General features: G+C 42.5%; 32 protein-coding genes and 1 pseudogene. 3 read left to right on the plus strand and 30 right to left on the minus strand.

Going from position 1 to position 24145, the window contains the following annotated elements; genetic code table 11:
* The first annotated feature begins 103 nt into the window (after positions 1 to 103).
* Together ACWYU8_RS00655 and ACWYU8_RS00660 are read left to right on the plus strand one after the other, a co-directional pair.
* Positions 104 to 658, plus strand: coding sequence for a DUF3750 domain-containing protein (locus ACWYU8_RS00655; protein ID WP_457516251.1), 555 nt, complete (start codon positions 104 to 106; stop codon positions 656 to 658).
* A 299-nt stretch (positions 659 to 957) separates the two neighbouring features.
* Entirely contained in the window at positions 958 to 1158 is a 201-nt protein-coding gene (locus tag ACWYU8_RS00660; protein ID WP_457516253.1) for a hypothetical protein, read from the plus strand.
* A 142-nt stretch (positions 1159 to 1300) separates the two neighbouring features.
* Here the strand turns inward: ACWYU8_RS00660 and ACWYU8_RS00665 are convergent, their stop codons facing one another.
* The 15 genes and pseudogenes from ACWYU8_RS00665 to ACWYU8_RS00735 form a co-directional block, all read right to left on the minus strand.
* Positions 1301 to 1795: a hypothetical protein gene (locus ACWYU8_RS00665; RefSeq protein WP_444492915.1), complete on the minus strand. Its 495-nt coding sequence runs from the start codon at positions 1793 to 1795 to the stop codon at positions 1301 to 1303.
* Between the two features lie 2 nt (positions 1796 to 1797).
* Entirely contained in the window at positions 1798 to 2232 is a 435-nt protein-coding gene (locus tag ACWYU8_RS00670) for a DUF5675 family protein (protein WP_457516255.1), read from the minus strand.
* Positions 2233 to 2412: 180 nt separating this feature from the next.
* Positions 2413 to 3132: a TSUP family transporter gene (locus ACWYU8_RS00675; RefSeq protein WP_457516257.1), complete on the minus strand. Its 720-nt coding sequence runs from the start codon at positions 3130 to 3132 to the stop codon at positions 2413 to 2415.
* Positions 3133 to 3159: 27 nt separating this feature from the next.
* The gene (locus tag ACWYU8_RS00680) at positions 3160 to 3579 is read right to left on the minus strand and encodes a GFA family protein (protein ID WP_457516259.1); all 420 of its coding nucleotides are present in this window, start codon (positions 3577 to 3579) and stop codon (positions 3160 to 3162) included.
* Between the two features lie 17 nt (positions 3580 to 3596).
* Positions 3597 to 3911 (minus strand): hypothetical protein, encoded by a 315-nt coding sequence (locus tag ACWYU8_RS00685; RefSeq protein WP_457516260.1) that lies wholly within the window; start codon positions 3909 to 3911, stop codon positions 3597 to 3599.
* 140 nt (positions 3912 to 4051) lie between these two features.
* Positions 4052 to 4414 (minus strand): VOC family protein, encoded by a 363-nt coding sequence (locus ACWYU8_RS00690; protein ID WP_457516261.1) that lies wholly within the window; start codon positions 4412 to 4414, stop codon positions 4052 to 4054.
* Positions 4415 to 4493: 79 nt separating this feature from the next.
* On the minus strand, positions 4494 to 5111 hold the full coding sequence (locus ACWYU8_RS00695; protein WP_457516262.1) for an HAD family hydrolase: 618 nt from the start codon (positions 5109 to 5111) through the stop codon (positions 4494 to 4496).
* 130 nt (positions 5112 to 5241) lie between these two features.
* The gene (locus tag ACWYU8_RS00700) at positions 5242 to 5658 is read right to left on the minus strand and encodes a VOC family protein (protein ID WP_457516264.1); all 417 of its coding nucleotides are present in this window, start codon (positions 5656 to 5658) and stop codon (positions 5242 to 5244) included.
* 132 nt (positions 5659 to 5790) lie between these two features.
* Positions 5791 to 5958: pseudogene (locus ACWYU8_RS00705) on the minus strand (GNAT family N-acetyltransferase); the annotation flags it as partial.
* Positions 5959 to 5960: 2 nt separating this feature from the next.
* Positions 5961 to 6479, minus strand: coding sequence for a GNAT family N-acetyltransferase (locus ACWYU8_RS00710; RefSeq protein ID WP_457516266.1), 519 nt, complete (start codon positions 6477 to 6479; stop codon positions 5961 to 5963).
* Positions 6480 to 6562: 83 nt separating this feature from the next.
* Positions 6563 to 7000: a GNAT family N-acetyltransferase gene (locus tag ACWYU8_RS00715; protein ID WP_457516268.1), complete on the minus strand. Its 438-nt coding sequence runs from the start codon at positions 6998 to 7000 to the stop codon at positions 6563 to 6565.
* 89 nt (positions 7001 to 7089) lie between these two features.
* Positions 7090 to 7551, minus strand: a complete 462-nt coding sequence (locus ACWYU8_RS00720; protein ID WP_457516270.1) for a hypothetical protein — start codon at positions 7549 to 7551, stop codon at positions 7090 to 7092.
* 16 nt (positions 7552 to 7567) lie between these two features.
* Complete coding sequence (locus ACWYU8_RS00725) at positions 7568 to 8143, minus strand: aspartate/glutamate racemase family protein (protein WP_457516271.1); 576 nt, start codon at positions 8141 to 8143, stop codon at positions 7568 to 7570.
* A 34-nt stretch (positions 8144 to 8177) separates the two neighbouring features.
* The gene (locus ACWYU8_RS00730; RefSeq protein WP_457516273.1) at positions 8178 to 8756 is read right to left on the minus strand and encodes a DJ-1/PfpI family protein; all 579 of its coding nucleotides are present in this window, start codon (positions 8754 to 8756) and stop codon (positions 8178 to 8180) included.
* A 34-nt stretch (positions 8757 to 8790) separates the two neighbouring features.
* Entirely contained in the window at positions 8791 to 9243 is a 453-nt protein-coding gene (locus ACWYU8_RS00735; protein ID WP_457516275.1) for an HPP family protein, read from the minus strand.
* Positions 9244 to 9338: 95 nt separating this feature from the next.
* Here ACWYU8_RS00735 and ACWYU8_RS00740 point away from each other — a divergent pair, with 95 nt between their 5' ends.
* Positions 9339 to 9890: a TetR/AcrR family transcriptional regulator gene (locus ACWYU8_RS00740; RefSeq protein WP_457516277.1), complete on the plus strand. Its 552-nt coding sequence runs from the start codon at positions 9339 to 9341 to the stop codon at positions 9888 to 9890.
* Positions 9891 to 10017: 127 nt separating this feature from the next.
* Here ACWYU8_RS00740 and ACWYU8_RS00745 read toward each other — a convergent pair whose 3' ends face one another.
* The 15 genes from ACWYU8_RS00745 to pduL all read right to left on the minus strand — a co-directional run bounded on the left by ACWYU8_RS00745 (position 10018) and on the right by pduL (position 24099).
* On the minus strand, positions 10018 to 10398 hold the full coding sequence (locus ACWYU8_RS00745; RefSeq protein ID WP_457516278.1) for a VOC family protein: 381 nt from the start codon (positions 10396 to 10398) through the stop codon (positions 10018 to 10020).
* A gap of 175 nt (positions 10399 to 10573) precedes the next feature.
* The gene (locus ACWYU8_RS00750) at positions 10574 to 11491 is read right to left on the minus strand and encodes a glycyl-radical enzyme activating protein (protein ID WP_457516280.1); all 918 of its coding nucleotides are present in this window, start codon (positions 11489 to 11491) and stop codon (positions 10574 to 10576) included.
* A 60-nt stretch (positions 11492 to 11551) separates the two neighbouring features.
* Positions 11552 to 14101, minus strand: a complete 2550-nt coding sequence (gene grpM / locus ACWYU8_RS00755; RefSeq protein WP_457516282.1) for a glycyl radical diol dehydratase GrpM — start codon at positions 14099 to 14101, stop codon at positions 11552 to 11554.
* Positions 14102 to 14284: 183 nt separating this feature from the next.
* Positions 14285 to 14584 carry a BMC domain-containing protein gene (locus tag ACWYU8_RS00760; protein WP_457516283.1) on the minus strand — a complete coding sequence of 100 codons (300 nt, stop codon included), beginning with the start codon at positions 14582 to 14584 and terminating at the stop codon, positions 14285 to 14287.
* Positions 14585 to 14626: 42 nt separating this feature from the next.
* Positions 14627 to 16225: an aldehyde dehydrogenase family protein gene (locus tag ACWYU8_RS00765; RefSeq protein WP_457516285.1), complete on the minus strand. Its 1599-nt coding sequence runs from the start codon at positions 16223 to 16225 to the stop codon at positions 14627 to 14629.
* A gap of 48 nt (positions 16226 to 16273) precedes the next feature.
* Positions 16274 to 17068 (minus strand): propanediol utilization microcompartment protein PduB, encoded by a 795-nt coding sequence (gene pduB / locus ACWYU8_RS00770; protein WP_457516287.1) that lies wholly within the window; start codon positions 17066 to 17068, stop codon positions 16274 to 16276.
* A gap of 21 nt (positions 17069 to 17089) precedes the next feature.
* Positions 17090 to 17371: a propanediol utilization system shell hexameric protein GrpH gene (gene grpH / locus ACWYU8_RS00775; RefSeq protein WP_014232056.1), complete on the minus strand. Its 282-nt coding sequence runs from the start codon at positions 17369 to 17371 to the stop codon at positions 17090 to 17092.
* 499 nt (positions 17372 to 17870) lie between these two features.
* Complete coding sequence (locus tag ACWYU8_RS00780; RefSeq protein WP_457516289.1) at positions 17871 to 18422, minus strand: BMC domain-containing protein; 552 nt, start codon at positions 18420 to 18422, stop codon at positions 17871 to 17873.
* On the minus strand, positions 18419 to 19786 hold the full coding sequence (locus ACWYU8_RS00785; RefSeq protein ID WP_457516291.1) for a 4Fe-4S dicluster domain-containing protein: 1368 nt from the start codon (positions 19784 to 19786) through the stop codon (positions 18419 to 18421). Before ACWYU8_RS00785 ends, ACWYU8_RS00780 begins: the two co-directional genes overlap by 4 nt.
* Positions 19787 to 19802: 16 nt before the next feature.
* The gene (gene tdcD, locus ACWYU8_RS00790; protein WP_457516293.1) at positions 19803 to 21029 is read right to left on the minus strand and encodes a propionate kinase; all 1227 of its coding nucleotides are present in this window, start codon (positions 21027 to 21029) and stop codon (positions 19803 to 19805) included.
* 75 nt (positions 21030 to 21104) lie between these two features.
* Positions 21105 to 21569: a GlcG/HbpS family heme-binding protein gene (locus tag ACWYU8_RS00795; RefSeq protein ID WP_457516295.1), complete on the minus strand. Its 465-nt coding sequence runs from the start codon at positions 21567 to 21569 to the stop codon at positions 21105 to 21107.
* A gap of 33 nt (positions 21570 to 21602) precedes the next feature.
* Positions 21603 to 21866 carry a EutN/CcmL family microcompartment protein gene (locus ACWYU8_RS00800; RefSeq protein ID WP_457516297.1) on the minus strand — a complete coding sequence of 88 codons (264 nt, stop codon included), beginning with the start codon at positions 21864 to 21866 and terminating at the stop codon, positions 21603 to 21605.
* Positions 21867 to 21878: 12 nt separating this feature from the next.
* Complete coding sequence (locus ACWYU8_RS00805; protein WP_457516299.1) at positions 21879 to 22574, minus strand: hypothetical protein; 696 nt, start codon at positions 22572 to 22574, stop codon at positions 21879 to 21881.
* Positions 22575 to 22581: 7 nt separating this feature from the next.
* Positions 22582 to 23403, minus strand: a complete 822-nt coding sequence (gene eutJ, locus ACWYU8_RS00810) for an ethanolamine utilization protein EutJ (protein WP_457516300.1) — start codon at positions 23401 to 23403, stop codon at positions 22582 to 22584.
* Between the two features lie 3 nt (positions 23404 to 23406).
* A complete protein-coding gene (gene pduL, locus ACWYU8_RS00815; RefSeq protein WP_457516302.1) occupies positions 23407 to 24099 on the minus strand; it encodes a phosphate propanoyltransferase in 693 nt (230 codons plus the stop codon).
* Positions 24100 to 24145: the final 46 nt, after the last annotated feature.

Below are 24145 nucleotides of genomic sequence, written 5' to 3' on the forward strand. Positions count from 1 at the left end.
CGTGGCCCCAGCACTATTAACCCCGTCGATTATTGCTGCGTATACAGTGTGCATTAGAATCCCCTTCTGCCGTTGCCATAAGAAGAACGATAGGAGCTTAACGATGATAAATAGCTTTAAATTAAAACGTATTATCAAGCCTGTGGTGTTGGCTGCGTTTGTACTACTTAGCGGCTGCACTCAGAGTGACTGGCGTACTGCCAGCCGTGAGCCTGCGGGTATTGCTCCTGATCCTTCTAATGTTAAACAGGCCGTTATTGAATTTTATGCAGCTGATGCTTTTGGTTGGCGTGGCTGGTTTGCAGTACACACTTGGCTTGCCATCAAGCCAGAGAATGCGGATGAATACACCGTGTATGAAGTCGTTGGATGGCGAGTAGGTCGTGGTCAACCTGCGCTATATAACTATCAGACTGCTACACCCGATCGCTATTGGTACGGAGCAAAGCCGGAAAAAGTACTCTCTATACAAGGTGAAAAAGCGCACCAGCTCATACCCAAAATTCAGCGTATTGTCGAGAACTACCCTTGGGCAAATGAATACAAACTATTTCCTGGGCCAAACAGTAACACCTTCCCAGCCTGGGTTGGCCAACAGATCCCTGAACTCAACTTAGACATGCCGTTTCGAGCTATTGGTAGTGGCTACATCAACTGATTGTTGAGCAGTAAAAAAATCAACACAATAAAAGTGCTAAAAACGTACAAAGAGGGGCAGCTCGTCTACGCTCAATGATCGGTTAGACTCAAAAGAACTCAACGAGCTCTCTACTCAAAACGGCGCCAGATACCCGCGCCGTTTTCTTTGCGATTCTGCTCCTCGCACTCTATTTATGTTAATAAATTACATATGTGAATTTATAGTTAAATTTAAACCCAAACTTGATCACAATAAAAACCAATACTATGTTTATATCATACATTTTTGTAATTTATTTACATACAAAGGAAATTGTTATGTTATCAGTCATCAGGGAAATGTTGATTCATCCGAAAGATTATGCAGGCCACGATGTCGATATGGTGATCTCCCAACTCGCCGCACAAACAGGAACAGAGGCCTACATCTGGTCTTATATCCAAGAGCAATCCGTTTATGAAAACACCTTAAACGGAATGAGAATTTACCCCCACGAACTCCGCAGATACGTCTGTTAGTTCTCCCGCCGACTCCACAACATGTGCCCTACGGTGTACTTCGGTTGTAGGGCACATTCTCGTTTTGACAAAGGACTGTAATTAAGAAATGAAACAGTCGGGGAATACTAACTTATAAAAATGCTCTTAGAAAAAATGAGCATTATTCAATTACCCTGATTTCGATTGAATTCAACTTTTCGATTAACCTTTGGGACATTGGTGTTAGGCTCGTACTCCCTTCCAACGAATATTCTTGTAATGAGTGGATAAGATCTATCCTTAGCTTTTCTAGCTGTTCGATTTGATGTCCAGAATGGTCAGTAAAAACCATACCGTCTAATTCATCTAACCACCTTTCAAACGAAGGCTTGTTTACTGACAGCATTTGTAACGTTAACTCTGGATGAACTTTAAGCCCTACAGCTATTAAAGGGGACACTTCACCTGATATTGAACCATCCCGAGTTAGCCAAAGGTCAATAAGCGTGTTAAGTGTAGGAACAACGACCGAGGCATCGCTCTCATATAGGTTTGTTTCTATCACTTTATAATTGTCGTTCATCCAAGTATGAATTAGACCAACATCTAGTTCTTTCGCATTAATTAATCCAGAGATACCTAAAGATATTATTAGTAGAGTTATTATTTTTTTCATAGTCATAGTTCTAATTGATTAGATATATTAATGCTTGCGCTATCATAAGTTAAAATTTCAGAAAAAATTTCTTTTAATGCAGCCTTACTATTACTTACATAATAATGAGTATCAGATAAACTACCCCATGCTTTTCCAGGTAACAAACAACCCAACGTATCTTTATGATAATTCCCTGCATGAATCAAAATGAATGTCCGTCCTGGAACATTTTGTAACTCATATACATTGGGATATTTTCCTGAACTATAAGGAGCCAATTTGTAAGTGCCTGATTTAATTCTTTTGTCTGAACCTTCTACTATTGAATCTGCTCCGGCAGGCTCTAAGACAAACCAGCTTTTGCTCACCCCCTCAATCGTAAGTTTTCCCAGAGTGGTTTCTCCCTTTTGCTTTATTCTTTTCAGGTTTAGTCTAACGTGTTTTTCTATAGCCATAGTCACTTGCTCCTAACTTGAGAAGTCAAAAGTTAGCAAATATATTTAATGTTTATATCCATTATTTTTAAGCTATAGAAGGAGAACTAAATTTTATGAAATTGATTATATTAATGTTTACATGCTTATACATGCTTATACATGCTTCATCATAGTTAATTTCACGCAGCTTAGGAGTACTTAAATGAAAACAGCGACAAGCATCCTAATCGCTAATAAGGTGAGTAGCGTTTTGATTATCAGAATTACTTTTTTATTTCCCGTATTAAATCTAGCCTTGGTACCAATAAATGATCCCAAGATAGATCCGATAACCATATAAACAATAACACTCAAGTTTGAAGCTAAATCACTCGTAACCGCTACGTAAACAGGGATCTTTGCCAAATGACTGATGGTCAAAAACATTGAGCTTGTGGCGATAACAGCATCATTCGATTTCAACTGTTTGGTAAGTACTGCGAGTGACAAAGGCCCCACCGCACCGACGATAAGCCCCAAGCCAGTTTGTAAAAAGCCAATAAGGTAGAAGCTTTCGTAGCGACGTATAAAGTGAGCAAATCGCTTACTCCAAAGGTTCAACAAAATGTACGTACCAATTGCGGCAGGGACATATTCAAAGGAAATATTCGATAGAAATAAACCAAATGCCAGCATACCAGCCAGAGAGCCAACTAAAAACTTGGGAAGTAACGACCATTGCACATATGCTAGTGAGAAAAACATTCGTGATGAGTTACTGGCTAACTGTGTGACACCATGTATCGGAATAATTAAGCTAGGGCTGAGAAAACTGGGCAGAATAGCGATAAGTAACATCCCCCCACCAAATCCAACAAAACCCGCAATGGCCGAGGTTATCATCGAAATGAACCCTAAAATAAATTCTACTGGCACCATTTTCCCCTAGCACTAACGCTCTAATATTTAATTTTTATTTTGCTCTGGCAATTGTTCAAAACTCGGTACTTGAGACAAATCTTTTGCCCAATCGGCGCAGTTCCCTGTAAATATTTTTGCCGTAGGTGAAATTGGAGCCGGACTATCAAGACTCCCTGCGGGGACGACAATACATTGAATACTTTCCACTACCGTTGGTAATGCTGAACCGCAGTTTTGACAAAAGCTCTTGCTATGTAACGTATGCGGATGTTGATAAGTCTTAACGTCACTTTCACCCTGAGCCCAAACTAACGTAGAATCTTGAGCAAAGAGATTAGCCGCATGCGCTGAGCCTGTATCTTTCTGGCAGCGAGTACAGTGACATAAAAAGAATTGCTGAAATGCTCCCGTAAGCTCGTACTTCACGCTGCCGCAAAGGCACGATCCTTTATACACACTTGCCATGGAATGCTCCTCTGCTGCTAATTATCAACGCTTAGTTCGCCGAATACTTCTATCCACTGATTTGGTTCTGCAATGATAAACTCGAAGGCTCGTTCATCAGATAACGTCATGCGAATTGCATCACTTGTAACGGGCATGATGCCAGCGCCTTTTCCTATGCACTTTTCTACCGAAACGATTTCATCACGTTTTAATATGTATGGACCAAATGCAAGCTTCTGATTATAAGGCTCAAAAATGACCTCTGAATCAGTTAGAGACAGCTTCCCATCAGCTCTTGCAACACCAATCTGTATTGTAGCAACAGACGATTTGATAATTTCTCCAGACATACAATCTCCTTATCCATAATACCCTACATTTAAATAGCGCCTTGTTAAACACTTCTATCTGTGAATGCACTTCGCCGACTGCCTACAGAAACGATAAAAGACTCAGACATAAAAAGCATAGCCGCTTAGCGTATTAATGACTAAAGGTACGCTAACGCTTCAACATTATTGCCGTCCGGATCCAACAAAAAGGCGGCGTAATAATTAGGCGCGTACTTTTTTCGCAGCCCTGGTTTACCATTGCAAATTGCTCCACAACTTAAACCCGCTTTGTGAAATTCAGAGACTTGGTCTTTATTGGAAGCCGAAAACGCGATATGGCTTCTAGCGCTGTTAACACCCTTTTCAATCAGAAACCTTACGTTTGGTTCCGTTGTTAAGCCAAATCCTGCTGCAACTTCATCTGCCCATTTTAATTCAATGCCAAGTGGAGACAGTGCATGCCGGTAGAAGTCGAGGCAGTTTTCAAAATCAACGACTTTAATTTCAAAATGGTCGATCACTCTAATTCCTTGTGATGTTGTGTTAATTTTCTGGTGAGTTTTCTGGCTTATTAACGATCCCTACCTAACTCTCTAGCATTTAAAACTCTACTCCAAGAGACTTCAAATCCGCTTCACACTGCACTGGGTTTTCAAACTGAATCGCCGAGATGCCAACTGTTTCAGCACCTTTTACATTGTATGGCATGTCATCAATAAATACGGTTTGTGACGATTCCAATGCGTGCTGAGTTAACAATGATTGATAAATCTCGGGTTGCGGCTTTAACAGTCCAACTTCGGCCGACACCGTAGCGCCTTCAAAAAGGTGCCAAAACGTATAGGTCTCTTTCAAATACGTAACGATTTCATGCACGTTATCAGTAAGCGCAAATACGCGATAACCTGCCTCTTTTACTCGCTTGATTAAATCGACAGATCCATAAATTAATATCTGAGTTTGCTTCACATAGTAAAACAGACGCTCGCAATCTAGTTCAGACAAACCATGCAGCCGTTGGTACTGAAGTTTGGCTTCACTTTCAGAAATGATACCTTTGTTTAGCTCTAACCAAGTATCTGATTGAAAGATACTTTTCACTTTCTCTTCTGCGGACTCAATATTTCCAAACGTTAGTCTTACGATCTCCAGTGGAGCCCAGCGAACGACCACATTTCCAATGTCAAAAACTACATTCTTGATGTTCTTCGATTCCATTTGTATTTCTCTCTTATAGCTCTTTGTCCGGGAGTGATTGCGCGATATCCCCCCTCAGAACAAGAAACACACCTCCCCGAAAAAAAGAGGTGCCAGAAGTAACAAATTCTTCTTAATCGACTGACCGAGTTTACCTTTTGGCCATTGGATGGTCAGGATTCAACTGAAGAAGATCCCAGAGGTTGCCATACAAGTCTTCAAAGACTGCGACTGTACCGTAATCCTGTTCTTTAGGCTCACGTACAAACTTGATTCCTATGGATTTCATACGTTCATAATCACGCCAAAAATCATCAGTATTTAAGAAAAGAAATACACGTCCACCAGCTTGATTACCGATAAAATCAAATTGTTCTGGTTTTGATGCTCTCGCCAGTAACAACGTCACACCATGCGAATTAGGCGGAGCAACCACAACCCAGCGTTTATCCTCCTCCGGCTGGTATGTATCTTCGATAAGCTCAAACTGAAGCTTGTTTACATAAAAATCGATTGCTTCATCGTACTCTTTAACTACCAACGCGATATGGACAATGTTCTGCTTCATTTCGTTTCCTTATTATCTGACAGGAGCACCACAACATGATGAGACTTTAATACCCATGTACCAGCATACCATCTAATCTCTCGAACCCACGCAAAGAAAACCACCGAGAGCGGAGGTCAGCCTTTCCAAACTTTATTTAGACCAAGTGTTTTTACTAAGCCCATATACCGCATGGTCAACAACACGACCATTTAAGTTTTCACAGCGAGTGATGATACCTTCGAGACTAAAACCTAAGCGTTCACAGACACGTCGACTGGGTGCGTTGTCAACAGCGGCCGATATTTGAACCTGTGACACCGTCACTTACAAGCCACCCAATATCTGGCCAAAAGATTGGGAAACACCTTACCCATTACCACATTCTCAAGTTGTCCACCGTTGGCTTCTATAACTTTTCGTGACGCGAAATTGTCGTCATCTGCTGTTATTAACGCTTGATCAATACCTAACTCTTTGGCTTTACGCAAAGCTAGCCTTAACATGTACTTTCCATGACCTTTAGACCGATAGGAAGGCGCAATGTCGTAGCCAATATGGCCTGCTTCTAATGTCAGAAAATCGTTGTTGATATTATGACGGACGCGAATCGCACCAATAATGGCTTTGTCTGAATTGACGAGCCAGAAATGACTACAGGGTACGTATCCTTCTCTTAGGTTAACGCCATTCGCTTCATCAGTCAGTCGTTGAACGTAATGAACGAAATTGGATTTACCCTCTTGGTAGTACTCTGAGTTTTCAACATCATGTTGAGCAAAGTCATCGTAAAAGTGAGCAAAGGAAGACTCCAACTCTACTGATGGTACAACTAACTCCATGATAAAATCCTTTTAAATGAAAATGCCTTAAACCGAAACGAAGACACAAAACGCACCGCACGTAGCGATTCAATCTTCAATCGTTATGCTTTCGTTTTGATGTGATACTGCATTTCGATGAGCTGATGTTCACCAACAATTTCAACTTCTCGAATAAACTCAAAACCAAATTTCTCATAGTAACTTCGAAGATACCCATGGGCATGAATTTCTATAAAGCTTACCCCTTCGTTTCGAGCGTATTCCATTAATGACTGCACAACTTTAGAAGCGATGCCCAAACCTCGATAAGGCTTCATTACAGCAACTCTGGCCATAACGGAGGTACAGTTGTCTTTTATCGTTAATCGAGCTGTCGCGACTGAAGCATCATTTTCCGTTACTAACGCATGAATGGAACATTCATCTAATCCATCCAGATCTAATTCTCTGGGTATTTGCTGCTCAATGGTGAACACCTGATAGCGAATAGCTTGAACCTTTTGTATGATCTCAGGACTGTTCCCAGTGATAATTTCCATGCCAACTTCCTTTAAGCATTTAACGAGGTATCTAGAGAAACAGGCTAACACGCTGACTGACACTTAGCCCGTTAATAGATGTTTGCTGTTTACGCCGCAGGGACAGGTATCAACTTGAATGTAACATCAAAGATTGCTTTATCCTCTTCAGATAACAACCCTTGAAAAGATAGCGCTCGTTCATAACATTCCAGCGCACTGGATTGTTCACCCGCAATCTGAAATGCATGACTTAAGACGGCATTGGTAAACGCCTGAATCCAATCAGCACCTGTTCCATCAAAATAGTCAAAAGCAATTTTTGCGAACTGAAGGCTTAACTTCGATTCATTCACGCACAGTGCTCGCGCAACGGCTAAATGAGCGAGGTGTTTATTCTCATCGGTGCCTACTTCTGACCAATGATATAGTGATGAAAACGCAACGGTTAATAGTCTCTGTTTCTCTTCAGAATTTGCTGAACTCTCAGACAGAGACCAAAATTCATTGTTACTCTCAATAGCAAAGTATCGGTGTAAACGTGAGAGTTCTTCATTACTTGGTAGAGCCATAAATTATCCTTATTTTTTAATTACCTAACGCCCATTCAACGCCATGCGCTGCATGAATTTCCGTGGTGTCATACAAAGGGACCGTCGTGTCACTTTGCTTCACTAATAATGCAATTTCAGTACATCCCAGAATCACCGCCTGTGCTCCCTGGGTGTGTAAATTGGCAATAATTTTCAAGTATCTTTTTCGGGACTCGCTTTTAATTTCACCCAGGCAAAGCTCTTGATAAATAATGTCATGAACGACAGTTTGCTCATCCGTACTTGGAACAACAACTTCTATTCCAAATTTCTCTGTGATCCTTCCCTTGTAAAAGTCTTGCTCCATTGTAAAACGCGTTCCCAATAGACCGACTTTGGTGACCCCATCTTGAACCAAACTCTCTGCTGTCGCATCAGCAAGGATCAAAGCGGTTTCCGACCATTTCCCTTGATGCTGGAGTTTTTCTATTTCATCAAAGTCGACACTGTATAAACAGATCTTCGCGGAATGTAAGCCACCCAGCCGATCCTTTACGCCTTCATTGAGCGCTTTATAATAGCTGGCGGTTGATTCCCAACTCATCCCACCTACCAATCCTATCGTCTTCATTTATCCGCCCTTAGTTCACCCATAGATCGCTCGGTTATGACCGTTCCTGCCACGTATACTCCATTTGACGCGCGACCAATTCAGAAAGGTCACGGCTATGTAGCTGTGAAACAAGATATAAACTCATGTCGATACCCGCAGAGATACCTCCAGAAGTGGTGTATTTCCCTGACGTTACCCAGCGTTGATCGTCAATCACCATTAAGTCTGGAAAGCGACGCGTTAAATCAGGTATGTCTTCCCAGTGGGTTGTGACCGTTAATCCCGTGAGCAGTCCGGCACTGGCTAATAGAAATGCGCCAGTACAAACCGACACCACCCGACTGGCACGTTGATCAACCGATTTTATCCAGTTCAATACCGGTAACTTCGTCATTTCCTCAGTGTGTACGCCGCCAACAACAACCAACAAATCAATATCTGGATGATCATGAATAGAATAGTCAGGTAAGACGTTGAAGCCACCTCTTGCGGCAACAGTGTTTTTAGTTTCTGCGACGAGAAACACATTCCAATCACTTATCTCTAATCGCTTTGCTGTACTAAATACTTCGAAAGGCCCTGAGAAATCCAGTACCTCTGCCCCGTCATAGATGTATATACCTATATTCATTATGCCTCCCTGCACATAAACTATTGTTAGCACTTTAACTTTTTACCCACTGCCTGAGCAACCCTTGCATACTTTTCCCCACTAAAACAATGAGAACAGCCCCCACTAAAACTGGGGTAATGAGGAAAGCCCATCCCTGCCCTGACAACATAATTAATAAAGGGTTTGCTCCCGCCGGTGGATGCGTGGTTTTCGTCACCAGCATCAGGCTCACTGCGATTCCAGTTGCTAACGCTAGTGTCAGTGGTGAGACTCCAACATACTGAGTAAAGATGACACCGACCAACGCTGTGATTAGGTGCCCAAAGATGACATTTTTAGGCTGCGCCAACGGACTCTCGGGTACGCCAAAAACCAGTACAGCCGTCGCTCCAAAAGGCGCCATGAGCAGCGCTACATCACTCATTGTGGAATCAAAAAATGACAGCAACCCTATTGCCAGAAATGCCCCAATGCCTGCGATAACAGATAAACCAAAATTCTTCATACTATTCTCCGAATGAAAGTAGACCGATTTGTCTACCAAACTAAAATAGACAAATCGGTCTACTTTTGTCAAACTACTTTTACAGGAGGAGCCTTATGAGTAAAAAACGTCAGTTATTAGTGGATACCGCGTTATCGCTTTTTTATGCCAACGGAATTAACACTATTGGCATCAATGAAATTTTGAGTGTCTCTGGCGTGGCTAAGCGCACACTTTACACTCACTTCTCAAGTAAAGAAGCGCTGGTACTGGCCGCTTTGCAGCAAAGGCACGACACGTTTTCTAACTGGCTAGAACAAAAACTAGCAGGATCGAAGACAGATAAAGATTTGATAAATAGACTATTTTCAGCACTATCAAGCTGGTTCAACAATCAGGAACAAGATTTAGGGAATTTCAGAGGCTGCTTTTTTATCAACACTTCGGCAGAATTCAGTGATTTGAATAGTGAGATCGCACGTTTCTGTTGGCATCACAAAGAAGAAGTCCGACAAATCATCGCCAGTCATCTAAAAAGTACGGAGAGTACGTTACTAAATGCCATTTGCATTTTAAAAGAAGGCGCGATTGTTACTGCGCATGTAAGCGGAAATGGGCAAGAAGTCGCAACTAAATGTATTACGATCTTGGATAGATTGCTGGACTAATACCGATCTTGAGATGAAGAGTAAGGCCTGTTGATTAGTATCTTGCGCCGAAAACAAGAAACCCAACGCAGACTATATGCCAAGCGTTGGGAATCAGCGCTATTTGATTATGTTAAAGCGATATTGCCTACGACATAATGTGAGTTGCACAAAGCTTATTACCTGCTGGATCTCGTAAATAAGCGAGGTACATTTCACGTGGACCTACAGCTCTCACACCTGGAGGATCTTCACACTCTACTCCACCGCTTTCCAGACCAGCTTTATGCCATAGCTCGACCAATTCAGGGCTTTCCACTTTGAAGCCGATAGTCATACCATTACCTGAAGTTGCTGCCTCGCCATTGATAGGCGCGGTAATAGCAAAAGTCCCCTCAGGATGGAAATAGAAACAGCGCCCGTGTGGGTCTAAGGCACCTTCCTTGTAGCCAAGAACTGACAGGATTGCATCATAAAATTGTTTGGATTTATCGATATCATTTGAGCCAACCATAACGTGACTAAACATTTATATATCCTTTTTGCATGTTGTTGAACTAAGCTACTCTGCTATATCAAGTTTCTGATGTCTATTGATACTTTGTTAAGGTGTGAAGCACGTAAGGTGCCGCTGCGGTTGATGAAAATTCTAGGTAGGCCTCGGAGCAAGCACTGAACAGACTTCCTCCGAGTGAAGTGGCGTATTAACCACCGATATGACAGGCAAAGCCCATGGATTCGACTTTACGTTTTAGTTGTTCGATCTTTTCATCCGGATTTGATTCAGTATTCCCCATCGGATAAATACGTCCCAGAAGAGAGTACTTATTCTCACCAAAATTATGGTAGGGAAGAAGATGAATGGTATCAACATTTGACATGAGCTGTGCAAATTCGCCAATGGCCTGAATTTCTTCTTCATTATCATTAAATCCCGGAATGACAGGGACACGCACGATAACCTTGGTAATAAATGAAATACGCAGGATATTTTCAAGAATGATTCGATTATCAACACCCGTGCCTTCTTTGTGAACATGGGGGTTAATGGCTTTTATATCGACTAACGCTAAATCAATCCACGGAAACACATCTTCAATGGTTTGCTTTAAAGCCATTCCGGTTGTTTCAATCGCGGTATGCCAACCTTTTGCTTTACATCCTTTGAGTAATTCTCGTGCAAATTCAGGCTGAGCTAATGGTTCACCACCTGATAAGGTAATCCCCCCACCCGCTCTGCGGAATAAGTTTTCGTCTTTTTTGAGTTCAAGCAAAACTTGCTCAACACTCATTCGCTTTCCTTTGATTTCAAGAGCACCAGTTGGGCAAACATCAACGCAAGCACCGCATTCAATGCATTTCTCACGATCAATAAAATTGGGATTTGAGCGGGAAATCGCTCCGGCTTTACAGACGTCAATGCATTTCCCACAGCTAACACAGTCACTTGATTTAAAAATCAACTCAGGTTTAGCTTGCTGAGATTCAGGGTTACTACACCATTTACAAGAGAGAGGGCAGCCTTTAAAAAAAGGAATAGTTCGAATACCTGGCCCATCATGTAACGAATATCTCTGTATGTTAAAAAGTACCCCTTCTGTACTGTAATCAACTTTAGTCATGCCAGTTTCTCGTTTTTTGGGTTTAGGCCGCAAAATCGCGGCCTATTTATTATTTTGAAATTATAATTGCTGCTCTGTACGGCTAATAATATCGTCCTGAACTTCTTTCGCTAACACCACGAACTGAGCACTGTAGCCCGCGACGCGAACAACAAGATCTTGGTATAGATGTGGATTTTTCTGTGCATCAAGTAAACGTTCACGGTCGATAACGTTAAACTGTACGTGCATACCTTTGCGGTCGAAGTAGTTTCTTACCAAGCCACTGAAGTTACGTAATCCTTTTTCTCCAGCCAATGAAGAAGGTAGGAATTTTTGATTGTACAGAGTACCGTTTGAGGCAGTGAAGTGATCAAGTTTCGCTACCGAGTTCGCTGCAGCAGTTGGCCCAGAAACGTCTTTACCTTGACGAGGCGAAACACCATCAGCCAAAGGCTTGGTAGCTAAACGACCATCTGGCAATGCGGATACATTCTTACCAAAAAGAACGTTAGCGGATACTGGGTAGATACCTGCCTGGAATTGACCACCGCGAGTATTGGTGTATTTCTCTACTTCTTCACAGTAAATAGATGCACAACGGCGAGCCACATAGTCGACATCATCAATATCGTTACCAAAGCTAGGTGTGCTTTCTAAGATAAGACGAATTTCTTCATGTCGAGAAATGTTACCTGACGCTGATGCTGCTTGTGCAGGCGCATTCGATAGTTGACGAAGGACTTCGGCTTTAATTGCTTCCGGGCTTAGAGAACCTTTTTGAGCAATAATCTGCTGAACAACGTTATAGACGTCTTTTTCATCTAGCGACATGCGACCAGCCGCTGGTACGGAACCGCCTTCAGCGTAGCCAAAGTTTGCATCTAACGCATCTTTAAGCTCTGTCATTGTCAGTTTACGATCTTCAAAGACTTGCTTTTGCATCGCATAAACAGAGTCACCAGTATCTGCAACACCGAATGCCTGAGGGCCAGTGTAGTTATAAATCGCACCGCCATCTTGCAGAGACTTACCACGACCAATACAGTCGTCAACCAGTGCAGAAAGGAAAGGCAGTGGACAACGCTCCGCATGAGCAATATCTACGCTGTTACAAGCTTCAACCAACTTACGAACGAAATAAGTCACTTGTGCTGTGAATGCATCAAAGAAGTCTTCAATATCAGTAAATTGAGTCATATCTTTGGTTACAGGGCCAACTTGTTTGTTATCAGCTCGGCCACTATTTAAGGTAATTTCTAATACTTTAGCCAGGTTAAAGAATGCAGCATCGTGCCAACCTTCAGTACGGTGTGGCGCTTGTGGCTCTACACAACCGATAATGCAGTAATCACGAGCATCAGCTAATGACACACCACGGTTTTGTAGTGATGGGATGATAACTTCATCGTTATACATCGCAGGAACACCAAGACCAAGGCGAACCACTTCACATGCACGGAACAAGAACTCATCAGGTGTACCCTGCCATACACGAATAGAAAACGAAGGTGCAGGCAACTGAACATGCGCTGTGGCTTCCATACACATGTAACTTAGTGCGTTAGTTGCATCTTTACCATCTTGAGTTTGACCACCGACACATAAGTTTTGGAACACGGCGTAACCAGCAAATGCCTGAGCTGACACTTCATCACGGGTTTTATTGATGTCGTTTAGTTTAATCCAGCAGCAATCAACCAGTTCTTGGGCGAATACTGGATCAATCGATTTATCGGCTTCCAGATATGGATACATGTATTGGTCAAAACGTCCTGGAGAGATAGAGTGACCACTTGATTCGATTTGCAGCATACTTTGTAGGAACCAGAATGTTTGACATGCTTCCCAGAAAGTTGTCGCACCGTGCTCAGGTACTCGACGACAGTTTTGGCTAATCTGTTCAAGTTCGCGTTTGCGTTGTGGATCAGATTCAATTTGAGCTAAACGCGCTGCTTCATCTGCGTAGCGGTTAGCGTAAACAATCCCAGCTTCATAGCTGATGATAATTGCGTTGTAGAACTGTTCTTTTTTTATAAAATCTGGCTCTGAGCGATCTAGTTTTTCTAACGCTTCCTTCACTTGATCAATAACGCCACGGAAGCCAACTTTCAGTACTTTACCGTAATCGACACATACATGGCCAACACCACCATAGAAGTAGTTACCTACACTGAATACGCCCGCAGCCATCGCTTCATGAGTCTCTTGAGACATATAAGAAGCGGCTAACTCACTGGTTGTTTTACCTGGCCAGTATTTAAAAGCCTCGTGCAGTTCTTGTGCGGTTTTTTTCTCAATAATAAATGGATCCGCTACGCGGTGTTCCATTGTTTCAAATTCTTTTTCTACCCAATCGTAAGAGAACTCCGGGCAAATTTCTGTTGAACGAGGGTTAATCGTTACCGCACCAACAATCAATTCATCTTTACGAATTGTCACAGGTAGTTCGGTGAAAATCTTTTCAACAACTCTTGCTCTTCTCATAACCGCAGGCAGATGCTCATTTACTTTATAAGCTTCGGTTGCTAAAACTGCACGCTCAGACTCGACATAAGGTTTAGCGTCAAGAATCATTTTTTTAAGGCGTACAACGCGGTCAGTTGGATTAGAAAAACCTTTCTCTAACATAATGTTACTCCGTAATTATTATTCAGAATGATCACAAGATCAGACCTCAATTATTTTGTCGTGCGGCAATTTCTGCATTTTGAGAAATATGGCTAATGCCTGGTAAACGAGAGAAATTGCGCAATATTGAAGGATGTCCTTTCCACATTGATGCCTTCAGATGTTTTCTTTATCGTAAGTCCATTAAAAGCTGCTTAAGTCATCTTCAATAACACGCATTGCTTCATTCACTGCGGAAACTTCACCAAATATGGCAAGTGAGGTGACGTGCTGCGGACAGGTACCAGTGATTTCAGTCACCGCTACATCCGCACACTTACTTGCCAGATCAGCACAGAAGTAAAGATCAGGGATGGGCAACATGATTAATCCAATCGCATCGATACGAATCAAACCCAAGCGCTGACGAAATTCCGAGGATACACGGCGTTTGAGCATGGCAAGAGTATCTGGCCCTGGTGCGTTAATTATGCGAGTTTTCATAGTTCTATTGCCTATCTCTTAATGACATAAATATTCAATCAGTTATCGAATATTCAATGTTTCAACCATTACACATCGACGGTAGCGGGCAAAAGATCGAGCTGAAGTGATGCCCTCTCCTGTTGGACCTGCAATAGTGAATGTTGTATGACCTTCACCGCCAACACCAATGCCTGCGTAAGATGGTCCGTTTTTCACAAAGATTGTGGTTTGAATTAAACGTGCCATTTTGGTTAGTTTCTCGACGTTGGTAGAGTGCATGATTGCGGTATGACGGTTGCCATGCTCCACTTTAATTGCCAAATCTATCGCTTCATCTACGTTTTCAACTCGAACGACAGGCAAGATTGGCATCATGAGCTCATGTACAACAAATGGGTGATTTCTTTCTGTTTCGATTAAAATCACTTTAATGTCATCGCCAACTTGAATATTCAATTTATCCAGGATGTAGCGTGCGCCTTTACCAACGAAAGAAGTATTTGGACCTGTCCCCTTTTCGTTCAAAACCAGTGATTGAAGTTGTTGAATCTTCTGTTTGTCACATAGCAGATATGCGCCACTTTTCTTCATGCAATGAATCAAGTAGTCAGCGACTTCATTAACAACAATGACTTCTTTCTCAGCGATACACGGCAAGTTGTTGTCGAACGCACAGCCGTTAATAATGTCTTTTGCTGCTTTCTCAATGTTTGCAGTCTCATCAACCACAGCAGGAGGGTTACCAGCACCAGCCCCAATCGCTTTCTTACCGGTTGACATCACAGTCTTAACAATTGACGGGCCACCAGTTGCAACGAGCATATTTACTCGAGGGTCGTTCATCATTGCATTGGTGTTGTCAATCGAAGGCTCTAATACCGTAACCACCAAGTTTGCCGGAGCGCCTAGCTCAGCAAGCTTTCTATTGATCAAGTCAACGGCCACTAACGAGACATTACGTGAACGCGGATGCGGGCTGTAAACAACCGTGTTGCCTGCCGCCAACATACCGATACTGTTGTTAATAATGGTCTCGGTCGGGTTCGTCGTTGGAGTGATCGAACCAATCACGCCGTAAGCAGAGAATTCAGTGAGTGTTAGCCCTGAATCCCCACTTAGTGCTGAAGTAGTAAGATCTTCTATACCTGGCGTTTTGGTTGCTGCAATCCGGTTCTTAGTTAGCTTATCAGCGTAGTTGCCCATGCCCGTTTCTTCGACAGCCATGCGAGAAATTTTTTCAAGAACATCGTCTTGAGTGAACACTTCTCGAATACCTTTCACGAATGAAGCGCGATCGCCCATGGTACAATGACGGTACTGGACTTGAGCGTGTGATGCTGCACTGATTGCCTCTTCCATTGAAGCAAAACACCCTAAGTATTCTGTCGAGCCACGATTAGCACTCTTGGATTGAACACTATGAGAATTCGTCTGCTTTTCAGCTAGTATTTGAGAAACAATATTCTCAATACTACTGCTTAAATCCGGTGCAGTATGAGCCGCGGGTTGTTTCACCATATTGTCAGCTAAAGCTTGAGAGACGATACTCTCTAAATTTGCATTTGAATTCGATGAGACTGGCTGGGCGTTCTGCACCGTGATACTTGTGTATTTGCTCAATACATTTTCAACAGCTTGAGCAATGTCTTGTTCATTCATTCTTCACTCTCCTTACAACACAATTAAATTTCAGTTGTCGCTTGAAATCTAAATGTAAGGTGTTGTAGAGGACTTAAGCGGTGCTGAATCCATAGTACCGAGTAGTTGTAAGCCTACTTCACGGGCTGTGACGACAGCCTGGCGAACGGCGCCCGAGTCACCAGCAAATGTAAATGTAACTTCGTTACTAAAACACGTACCCTTTGCTGGCGTCGAATAACCAATTGGATCAATCACAGCAGATTTCGCCGCAGCATCAGCAATAACAACACCGATCGCTGCTGGTGACGCACAAGTCATACCAAATGATTTACCAATTGGCGCACCAAACGCTTTGTTCAGAGCGAAGCTTGCTCGCGCGGTATATTGGAACTCTAAATGACCTGCAACGCTTCCGTAAACATCACCGAATGTACGTTTGATTTCAGATAACGTGACTTCCACAGCACGGCGCACATCAGAAACATCATCAGCACCAAATATGATTAAGCAGCCGTGACCACCGCCACCTTCTGTATCACGAGCCAGTTCAACAGCAACCACTTCACTATTGGTGGCTTTTACGGCTTCATCTGCAGCGAAAATATGTGGGCCAGCACCATTCCGAGCACCAACAATACCGATAGAACGGTATTTTTTATCGATATTCATCACTTCATGTAACTGGCTATCGACACTCGCAACAACAAGCCCAATCGTACGACCTAGGTCAGTAGCGCCAACAAACTCAGTCAAACCACAACTTGCAACATGTGCTACGGCCGGTGCTGCTTGTTCTTGTTGCGCTGGCTGCTGTTTGTTCATGACCTCAGAAATAATCTGCTCAACAAAATTATCTTTCATCGTCAATTTCCTTCCGTTCTATTACTGAACTGTTTTTGGCAAGATTTTTTCAACTTCAGTATGTGGGCGAGGAATAACATGAACAGAAACAAGTTCACCTACTTTGCTAGCAGCAGAAGATCCTGCGTCAGTTGCTGCTTTTACAGCACCAACATCGCCACGAACCATTACTGTGATTAGGCCTGAACCAATTTTTTCGTAGCCTACTAATGTTACGTTTGCTGATTTAACCATAGTGTCCGCAGCTTCAATTGCAGAAACCAAACCTTTTGTTTCAACCATACCTAATGCTTCTTGTTGCATAAATACCTCGATAATTTAAATGTTCACATCTCTGGCAAATATCCCTACGAGAGGAGTAGGCTCTGCCTTATTTATTAAGCAATTTCATAGTAAATGTGCGGAAACAAAATGTTTTGCCACGAATAAGGATTCTTTTGCTGATAAAAAATGAGTAAAGCAATAATTTACAGCGATCTATCTCACACTAAATTTCAAATTAGAGATAAGAACCAGACGGCGTAAGGGGAAGGAATGTTTATAAATAGTGGGAGCAAGTGATACGAAGAAGATAATTAATCCTAGCTCCTTGCCCCATCATTAAATCGTTTAAATTAATATTAAAGAATATAAAAAAACAGGACAATTTTGTCCTGTAAAGTATGTACGAAATTATTTTCAGTGCCCGTAAATCGACAAATAAATAAAGACTCAATGACATTTTTTCTATACCAATGAGACCAAAATATTTTCAAAAAAACGGTAACGGTAAGCTCAACTTGGCGAAACTCATCTAACAGACTTAGATAAGATGCTTCCACATATCTGGATGCGGCTTGGCCACCACCATGCTATGAACCAGTAACCCTTTATCACCCGCGCTTTTACATCCGACTTTGACCGCATTGTTGACGTCACCAATGTCACCATTGACAACAAAATAACACTTACCGCCAATGCCAAACGCCATATGGACACGAACTAAGGTCACATTTGCCGCTTTCATTGCTGCATCCGCAGCCGCAATACAGGCTGCAACACTAAACGTTTCAACCACGCCAACAGAACCTTTTGCTTCAACAGGAGTTACCCCTGCAATCGCAGGCAGAATACTAGGATCAATTTTAGACAGAATAAAACTATCTACCTTTAAATGCCCTGCCAGCATTTCACCATGCGCGACTGCTTGTTGTACTGCAGCCACATCACCGGTAATCATGACAATATATTTACCTGGGCAAATGGTTTTCGAACTTAATACTTCCACGCTAGCACTTTTTAACATGCTATCTGTGACTTCGACGCCTTTCGCAATACTGCTCAATTCAAGCAAACCAATGGTATCTTTCATCATCTACCTCTTTGAATAGTAATATATTGAGAGTCAATCGAACTTACGGTACCACTACAACTTGCATGCACACCTAAACTCAAGGCATTCGGTTTCGCTTCGACTAACTTTTGACCGACTTCAATTTTATCGTCAACCTTTACAATCGGTTCACCTGCAGCACCAATATGTTGTCTAATCGCGACTTTGACTTGTTCATACGGGTAGTCAAACGGTTGGAATGGGGCATCTTGGTAGTAGGACGTCAAGTTCAGACGAGAAACCAATCGTGAAGTGGGTACCAGGCGATATTCCGCCATTGGATCTGCATCTCTTAATTCACCGCTATATCGAGCTCCCTGAGCGCGTAGTTGCTGCTTCAATATTTTGTTCACGCGCACTGGCGAGATATTAACGGGACAGGCATAACTCTCACATAAGCAGCATTCTGAACATGTTAATGCAGATAAAAACGTTGATGGCTTAGCTAAATCTTTATAATTCGTTGCTCTGATCACCAGATTCGGCGCTATTTCATGCCCAATCAAATGTCGCGGACATAAATCTGTACATAGTGAACACTGCTCACAGACCGTTTTCGCCATGTTGAGAATTTGTTCATCTGTTTTCAGACGTCGCTGAATTAAAATGTGGTCACGCGGCAGAACTAAAAGTGCCCCGGTTGTTTTGGTCACACATTGATTTAAATCTTCAACTAATGCTCCCATCATTGGTCCACCGTTAATAACGGCAAATTCATCAACGGTTACCCCTCCGGCGTAATCAAGCAATTCTTGAAAACGGATGCCTAACGGGACAGTGATGGTCATTGGATTTTTAACACAACCATTGATGGTTAATGTGCGCTCGAAAACACCTTGTTCATGCTCTACGGCGTGACAAACATTAATCAGCGTTTGAACATTATTGACAATGACTCCGACCGTTATCGGTAATTGTGCAGGGGGAACACGACGCCCGGTTGCCATCCAGATGGTGATGACTTCATCACCCGCCGGATAAACATCTTTCAGAATATGGATGCGCATGTTAGGTGCCAACAAAGGGGTTAATGCATCAATCGCTTTTTGATATTTCGCTTTTAATGCGATCACCCCCTCTTTCGCTCCCGTGGCTTTCATCGCATAGCTTAACCCACGGATCATTTCAGCCGCTTTTACGACCATCAGCTGTTGATCCACCTTAAGCATCGGTTCGCATTCTGCCGCATTGACGAGGAAAATTTCAGCGTCGGATTGCAGTTTTACATAAGTAGGAAAGCCCGCTCCACCTGCACCAACAACCGCTGCATTTTTCACTCTTTCAACAATCGCATCTTTATCATATTGGGCAAGATACGATTGGGGGATACTTTGTTGTTCTTTCATTATATTGCCTCAACGATTAAGCAATTTTTTTGACCGTTACGTTTACACGTTGTGTGGCTATGTCTGCGGCATCTTGTGCAATCATTTTTTCTTCATTTGTTGGCAAAACAACAATAGCTGGTGAGTCTTCTGTCGACACAACGCCCCATTGACCTCTTGTTGTTGAAGCATTTTTTTCTTTATCTAATTTGAAACCAAACACAGCGAGTTTTTGAACTGTAAGCTCTCTGATCAATACTGAGTTTTCACCAATACCGCCGGTAAAAACCAAAGCATCAATACGATCTAATGAGGCTAAATGACCGCCGATATGGCGTGCTAAACGGTGCACTAATACATCAAGGGCCAACGCCGCTCGCTCATTACCTTCTGATCGAGCCACCTCTAATTCACGACAGTCACTTGAGAGTCCAGATACGCCTAATAAGCCAGACTGGCTATTGGTTAAACGATAAACCGAATCTAATGATTGTTCAGTACGATTCGCAATATAAACCGCTGCACCAAAATCCACATCACCACAACGAGTGCCCATCACCAGACCTTCTAGTGGTGTCATCCCCATCGACGTATCAACACTTTTACCGTTTTTAACCGCACAAACAGAAGAGCCATTACCAAGGTGCGCGACAATCATTCCGTGATTATTTTGATCAAGTTTAAGGCGTTTAACGGTTTCTAATGCAATGAAGCGATGTGAAGTGCCGTGGAAGCCATAACGTCTCACTTTATGCTTATCTCTAAGTTCGAGAGGAATCGCATAGGTATAAGCATCTTCCGGTATCGTTTGGTGAAAAGCGGTATCGAACACGGCGATATTTGGGATATCCGGTAACAGCGTCATTGCCGTTTTAATACCAACAAGGTTTGCTGGATTATGTAGCGGAGCAAGTTCGGACAGCTGGTTTATCTTCTCAATTATTTCGTCGGTAACAAGAACAGAATCACTAAATTCATTGCCTCCATGCGCAACTCGATGGCCAATAGCGCATAAAGAGCCCATCAGTTCTAAATTCGACATCGTTGCAAATAACTTTTCTAATGCCGCGGCATGTGTGCCTTCTGCTAATTCGAAGACAGATTTATTTCCTTCAGAATCTTTCATTGAAATAAAGGCATCGGATAAGCCTAGTTTTTCTGCTATACCCGATAAAACAGGTTCATCTTTCCCTGTTGGTAAAACAGAGAATTTCATCGAAGATGAGCCACAATTAATAACTAATACACGAGTTTCTGACGTCATGCTTACCTCAAATTAGAATGAGTTTTAAATAAAATGGGGATTTAAATACAGTGGTTGTATTTAGAGAACTGCGACTTATCGATTGAATAGAGAAATAGCCGCCTGAGCAATAGCACAATCTTGTTCAACGGTTCCGCCACTAATACCAATGGCACCAAGTAGCTGACCGTTTTTCCAAATTGGCAGTCCACCACCGATACAACACACTTTGGGTGTATTTTGTAAACCGTATAACTTTTGACCGGGCAGTACTTTTTGGGCCAATTCGAGCGTCGGCATCTTCAATGCGGCCGCCGTCCATGCCTTTTGAGTTGCCAGTTCATGACTAATAAGCAGCGCGTTGTCCATGACGTAAAAATACCGCTCAGCCCCAGCCTGATCGACAAAACTGAAAACAATATCAATACCCACTTCTGCTGCTGCCTGGCTAGCCAATAGCCCGATTCGGGTTATATCTTGCAAACTCAGTTGGGTGCTTTTTCCAGAATCAACGGGGGCTATCGCTTGATTGATAGGACTATCAGGAAATGTACTATTCATAATCTGTTCCTCACTCAATGACACTTCACATTCTTACTGCTCTAAAGAATCTACAATGCCAACGATCGCAGCATCCGTAACAGAGTTTGAATGCGTGCTGCTATTGCGAGCGGAGCTTCCTGTCGTCACGACAACAATGTCACTATTACCTGCACCGACACAATCAATGGCAATTTGCGTTTCACTGGTTGGGTGGTGTTGCTCATCTAAACGCGTCACAACCAGTAACTTATTACCATTAAGTGATTCATGTTTTGTCGTTGATACAATTGCTCCGGTGACTTGTGCCAAATACATATTCATTTCCCCTTAACTGATTCTTTCAATAAAGATACGACGACGGGCAATTTCTTCTTTAGCTGACGGCGTAATAATTGTGTTCTTTTCAATAATTAACGGTTGGTATTCAGGTTGTGATCTTACGTCTTGCAGAGTAATTAATGATTTAGGAACGAGACGGGATGCGTGAGGTTTACCGATAAAACTGACGCCATAATCTTCAACCTTATTTAAATAACTCGAAAGTTGATCAGTTAACGGACCAGCGGCATTTTCTAGAACGGTGTGATACTCATGATTCAATGTTGCTGTTATCGGTTTTCGATTAAGTAAAGCGTGAAAAGCCCAGCTGGTCGCTAAATTGTCTCGAATACATAACGCTAACTTAGTTAAGCTATTAATCGAGATTGCTGGGAAAAAGACACCGTAATAATTTTCTGATAATTCATCTGGTAAATAAGAGTCCATGGAAAACTCTATATCAGCTTCTTGTTGCCAGCGTAAAAAAACAGACTTGATAACCGAGTCATTAGCTGTTTGGGAAAGCGTTACAGCAATACCATAACCTGAACGATATAACGCCTTAATACAGTTAAGAGTCTCGAGTAATGATTGCTGCTCATTACCCGTTAAAATCACTCGGATAACTTTGGAACGTTGGCGTTTTTTCTCTAGGATGTCATCAACAATCTGACTGATCATTAGCGTTAAGTCTTTTATCTCCATAGCACTCTCACCCAATCGCTTTCATGGCAATTCCTAAAGGAGTTACCAGTAATGGCTCTGGTACGGAAAGTGATTCAACGCCCGTTACTTTAGTAAACACATCTGAAAATTGGCTAAAGCTCGTTGCACCGCCAACAAGCCATAATCGGTCTACAGAATTAGTCTGTAACCATTGAGAAACTAAACTTGCCATCTTTTCGACCACAGGACGTACAACGGAAAAAACGTGTTGTTCGTGCTCTGAATCTTTCTTCATCGTTTCGGCGTCGTCATACTCCATATCCATGGCACCGGCCAAAACTAATGTCATATGCGAACCACCCGTAGGCTCATCCGCACTAAAAGTAACATCGCCTTTATCTAAAATACTCATACCTGTAGTGCCGCCACCAACATCAACTACTGCTCCGCTTTCTATATTTAAAGCGCAAGCGGCAGCAACAGGCTCATCAATGACATTGGTTACAATAAAACCAGCAGATTCAACCACATTAACAATGACTTTTACGCTGCCTTCCGATACGCCTGGAGGAATAGCAGTTGCTGCCCTTTCTAAAGTGCAGCCTAATCCTTCTTCAACTTTCTGTTTCAGCATTGAAACAACTTGGGTCGCAGTGATGTAGTCCACCACGATTCCATCTTTCACAACCTTGGAAGGGTAACTCGCACCAGCTACAGGATTGTTATTCATATCAACAACAACGATCGCAATATTGGCAGTGCCGAGATCTACACCAACTTTAAATGGTCCTTTTTTCTTCAGGCACTTTTCATCTTTAACCAGTTTGGCCAGCTTTTTTAGTCGTTTGTAAGAAGTTGCATCAGACATGGCTTAACCCACCAGATAGCGCGTCACGCAATCGTTATTTTTCAGGCCAAATGCATTTGCTTCTTCTACGTCAATATGCATTTCCATTACCGCATCATTGCTCACGCGTACAACAACATTTCGTAAAATGCCCGCACGATCACCCTGAGTTTCCACATCAATTTCCATGCCGTCTCTAAGACCAAACGATTCTGCATCTTGTGGTGAAATGTGGATGTGCCGCCATGCAACGATAACCCCGTGCTCTTTGATGACCTTACCCCGAGGGCCAATGAGTTCAATACTAGGTGAACTTTCGAGGTCACCAGACATTCTGACTGGCGCTCTTACACCCAGCGCAAAACCATCTGCAATGGAAATTTCCACCTGTGTTTCGCTGCGTAATGGCCCAAGCACCCGAACTTTTTGTAATTCGCCTTTAGGGCCTTTTAGCGTGACCACTTCTTCAGCAGCATATTGTCCTGGCTGTTTTACCGCTTTAAAACGAGTAAGTTCTGAACCAACACCAAACAAAGCATCCATATCTTCTCTGCTTAAATGCACATGTCGATTTGAAATACCAATAGGCACAACTAATTTATTACTTGAATTATGAGCAGTAACGTTCCGGTTCGTAGCAAGAGTAGTTGATTGCCCAAATAACTCTTTCATTATCTGTTGAGTGATTAATTCTGCCTTTTCCTTAATTGTGTCCATAATAGTTTTACCATTCTTAGAGGCTTAGCCTTACAATAATTTGTAA

The sequence above is a fragment of the Vibrio limimangrovi genome (assembly GCF_054064025.1).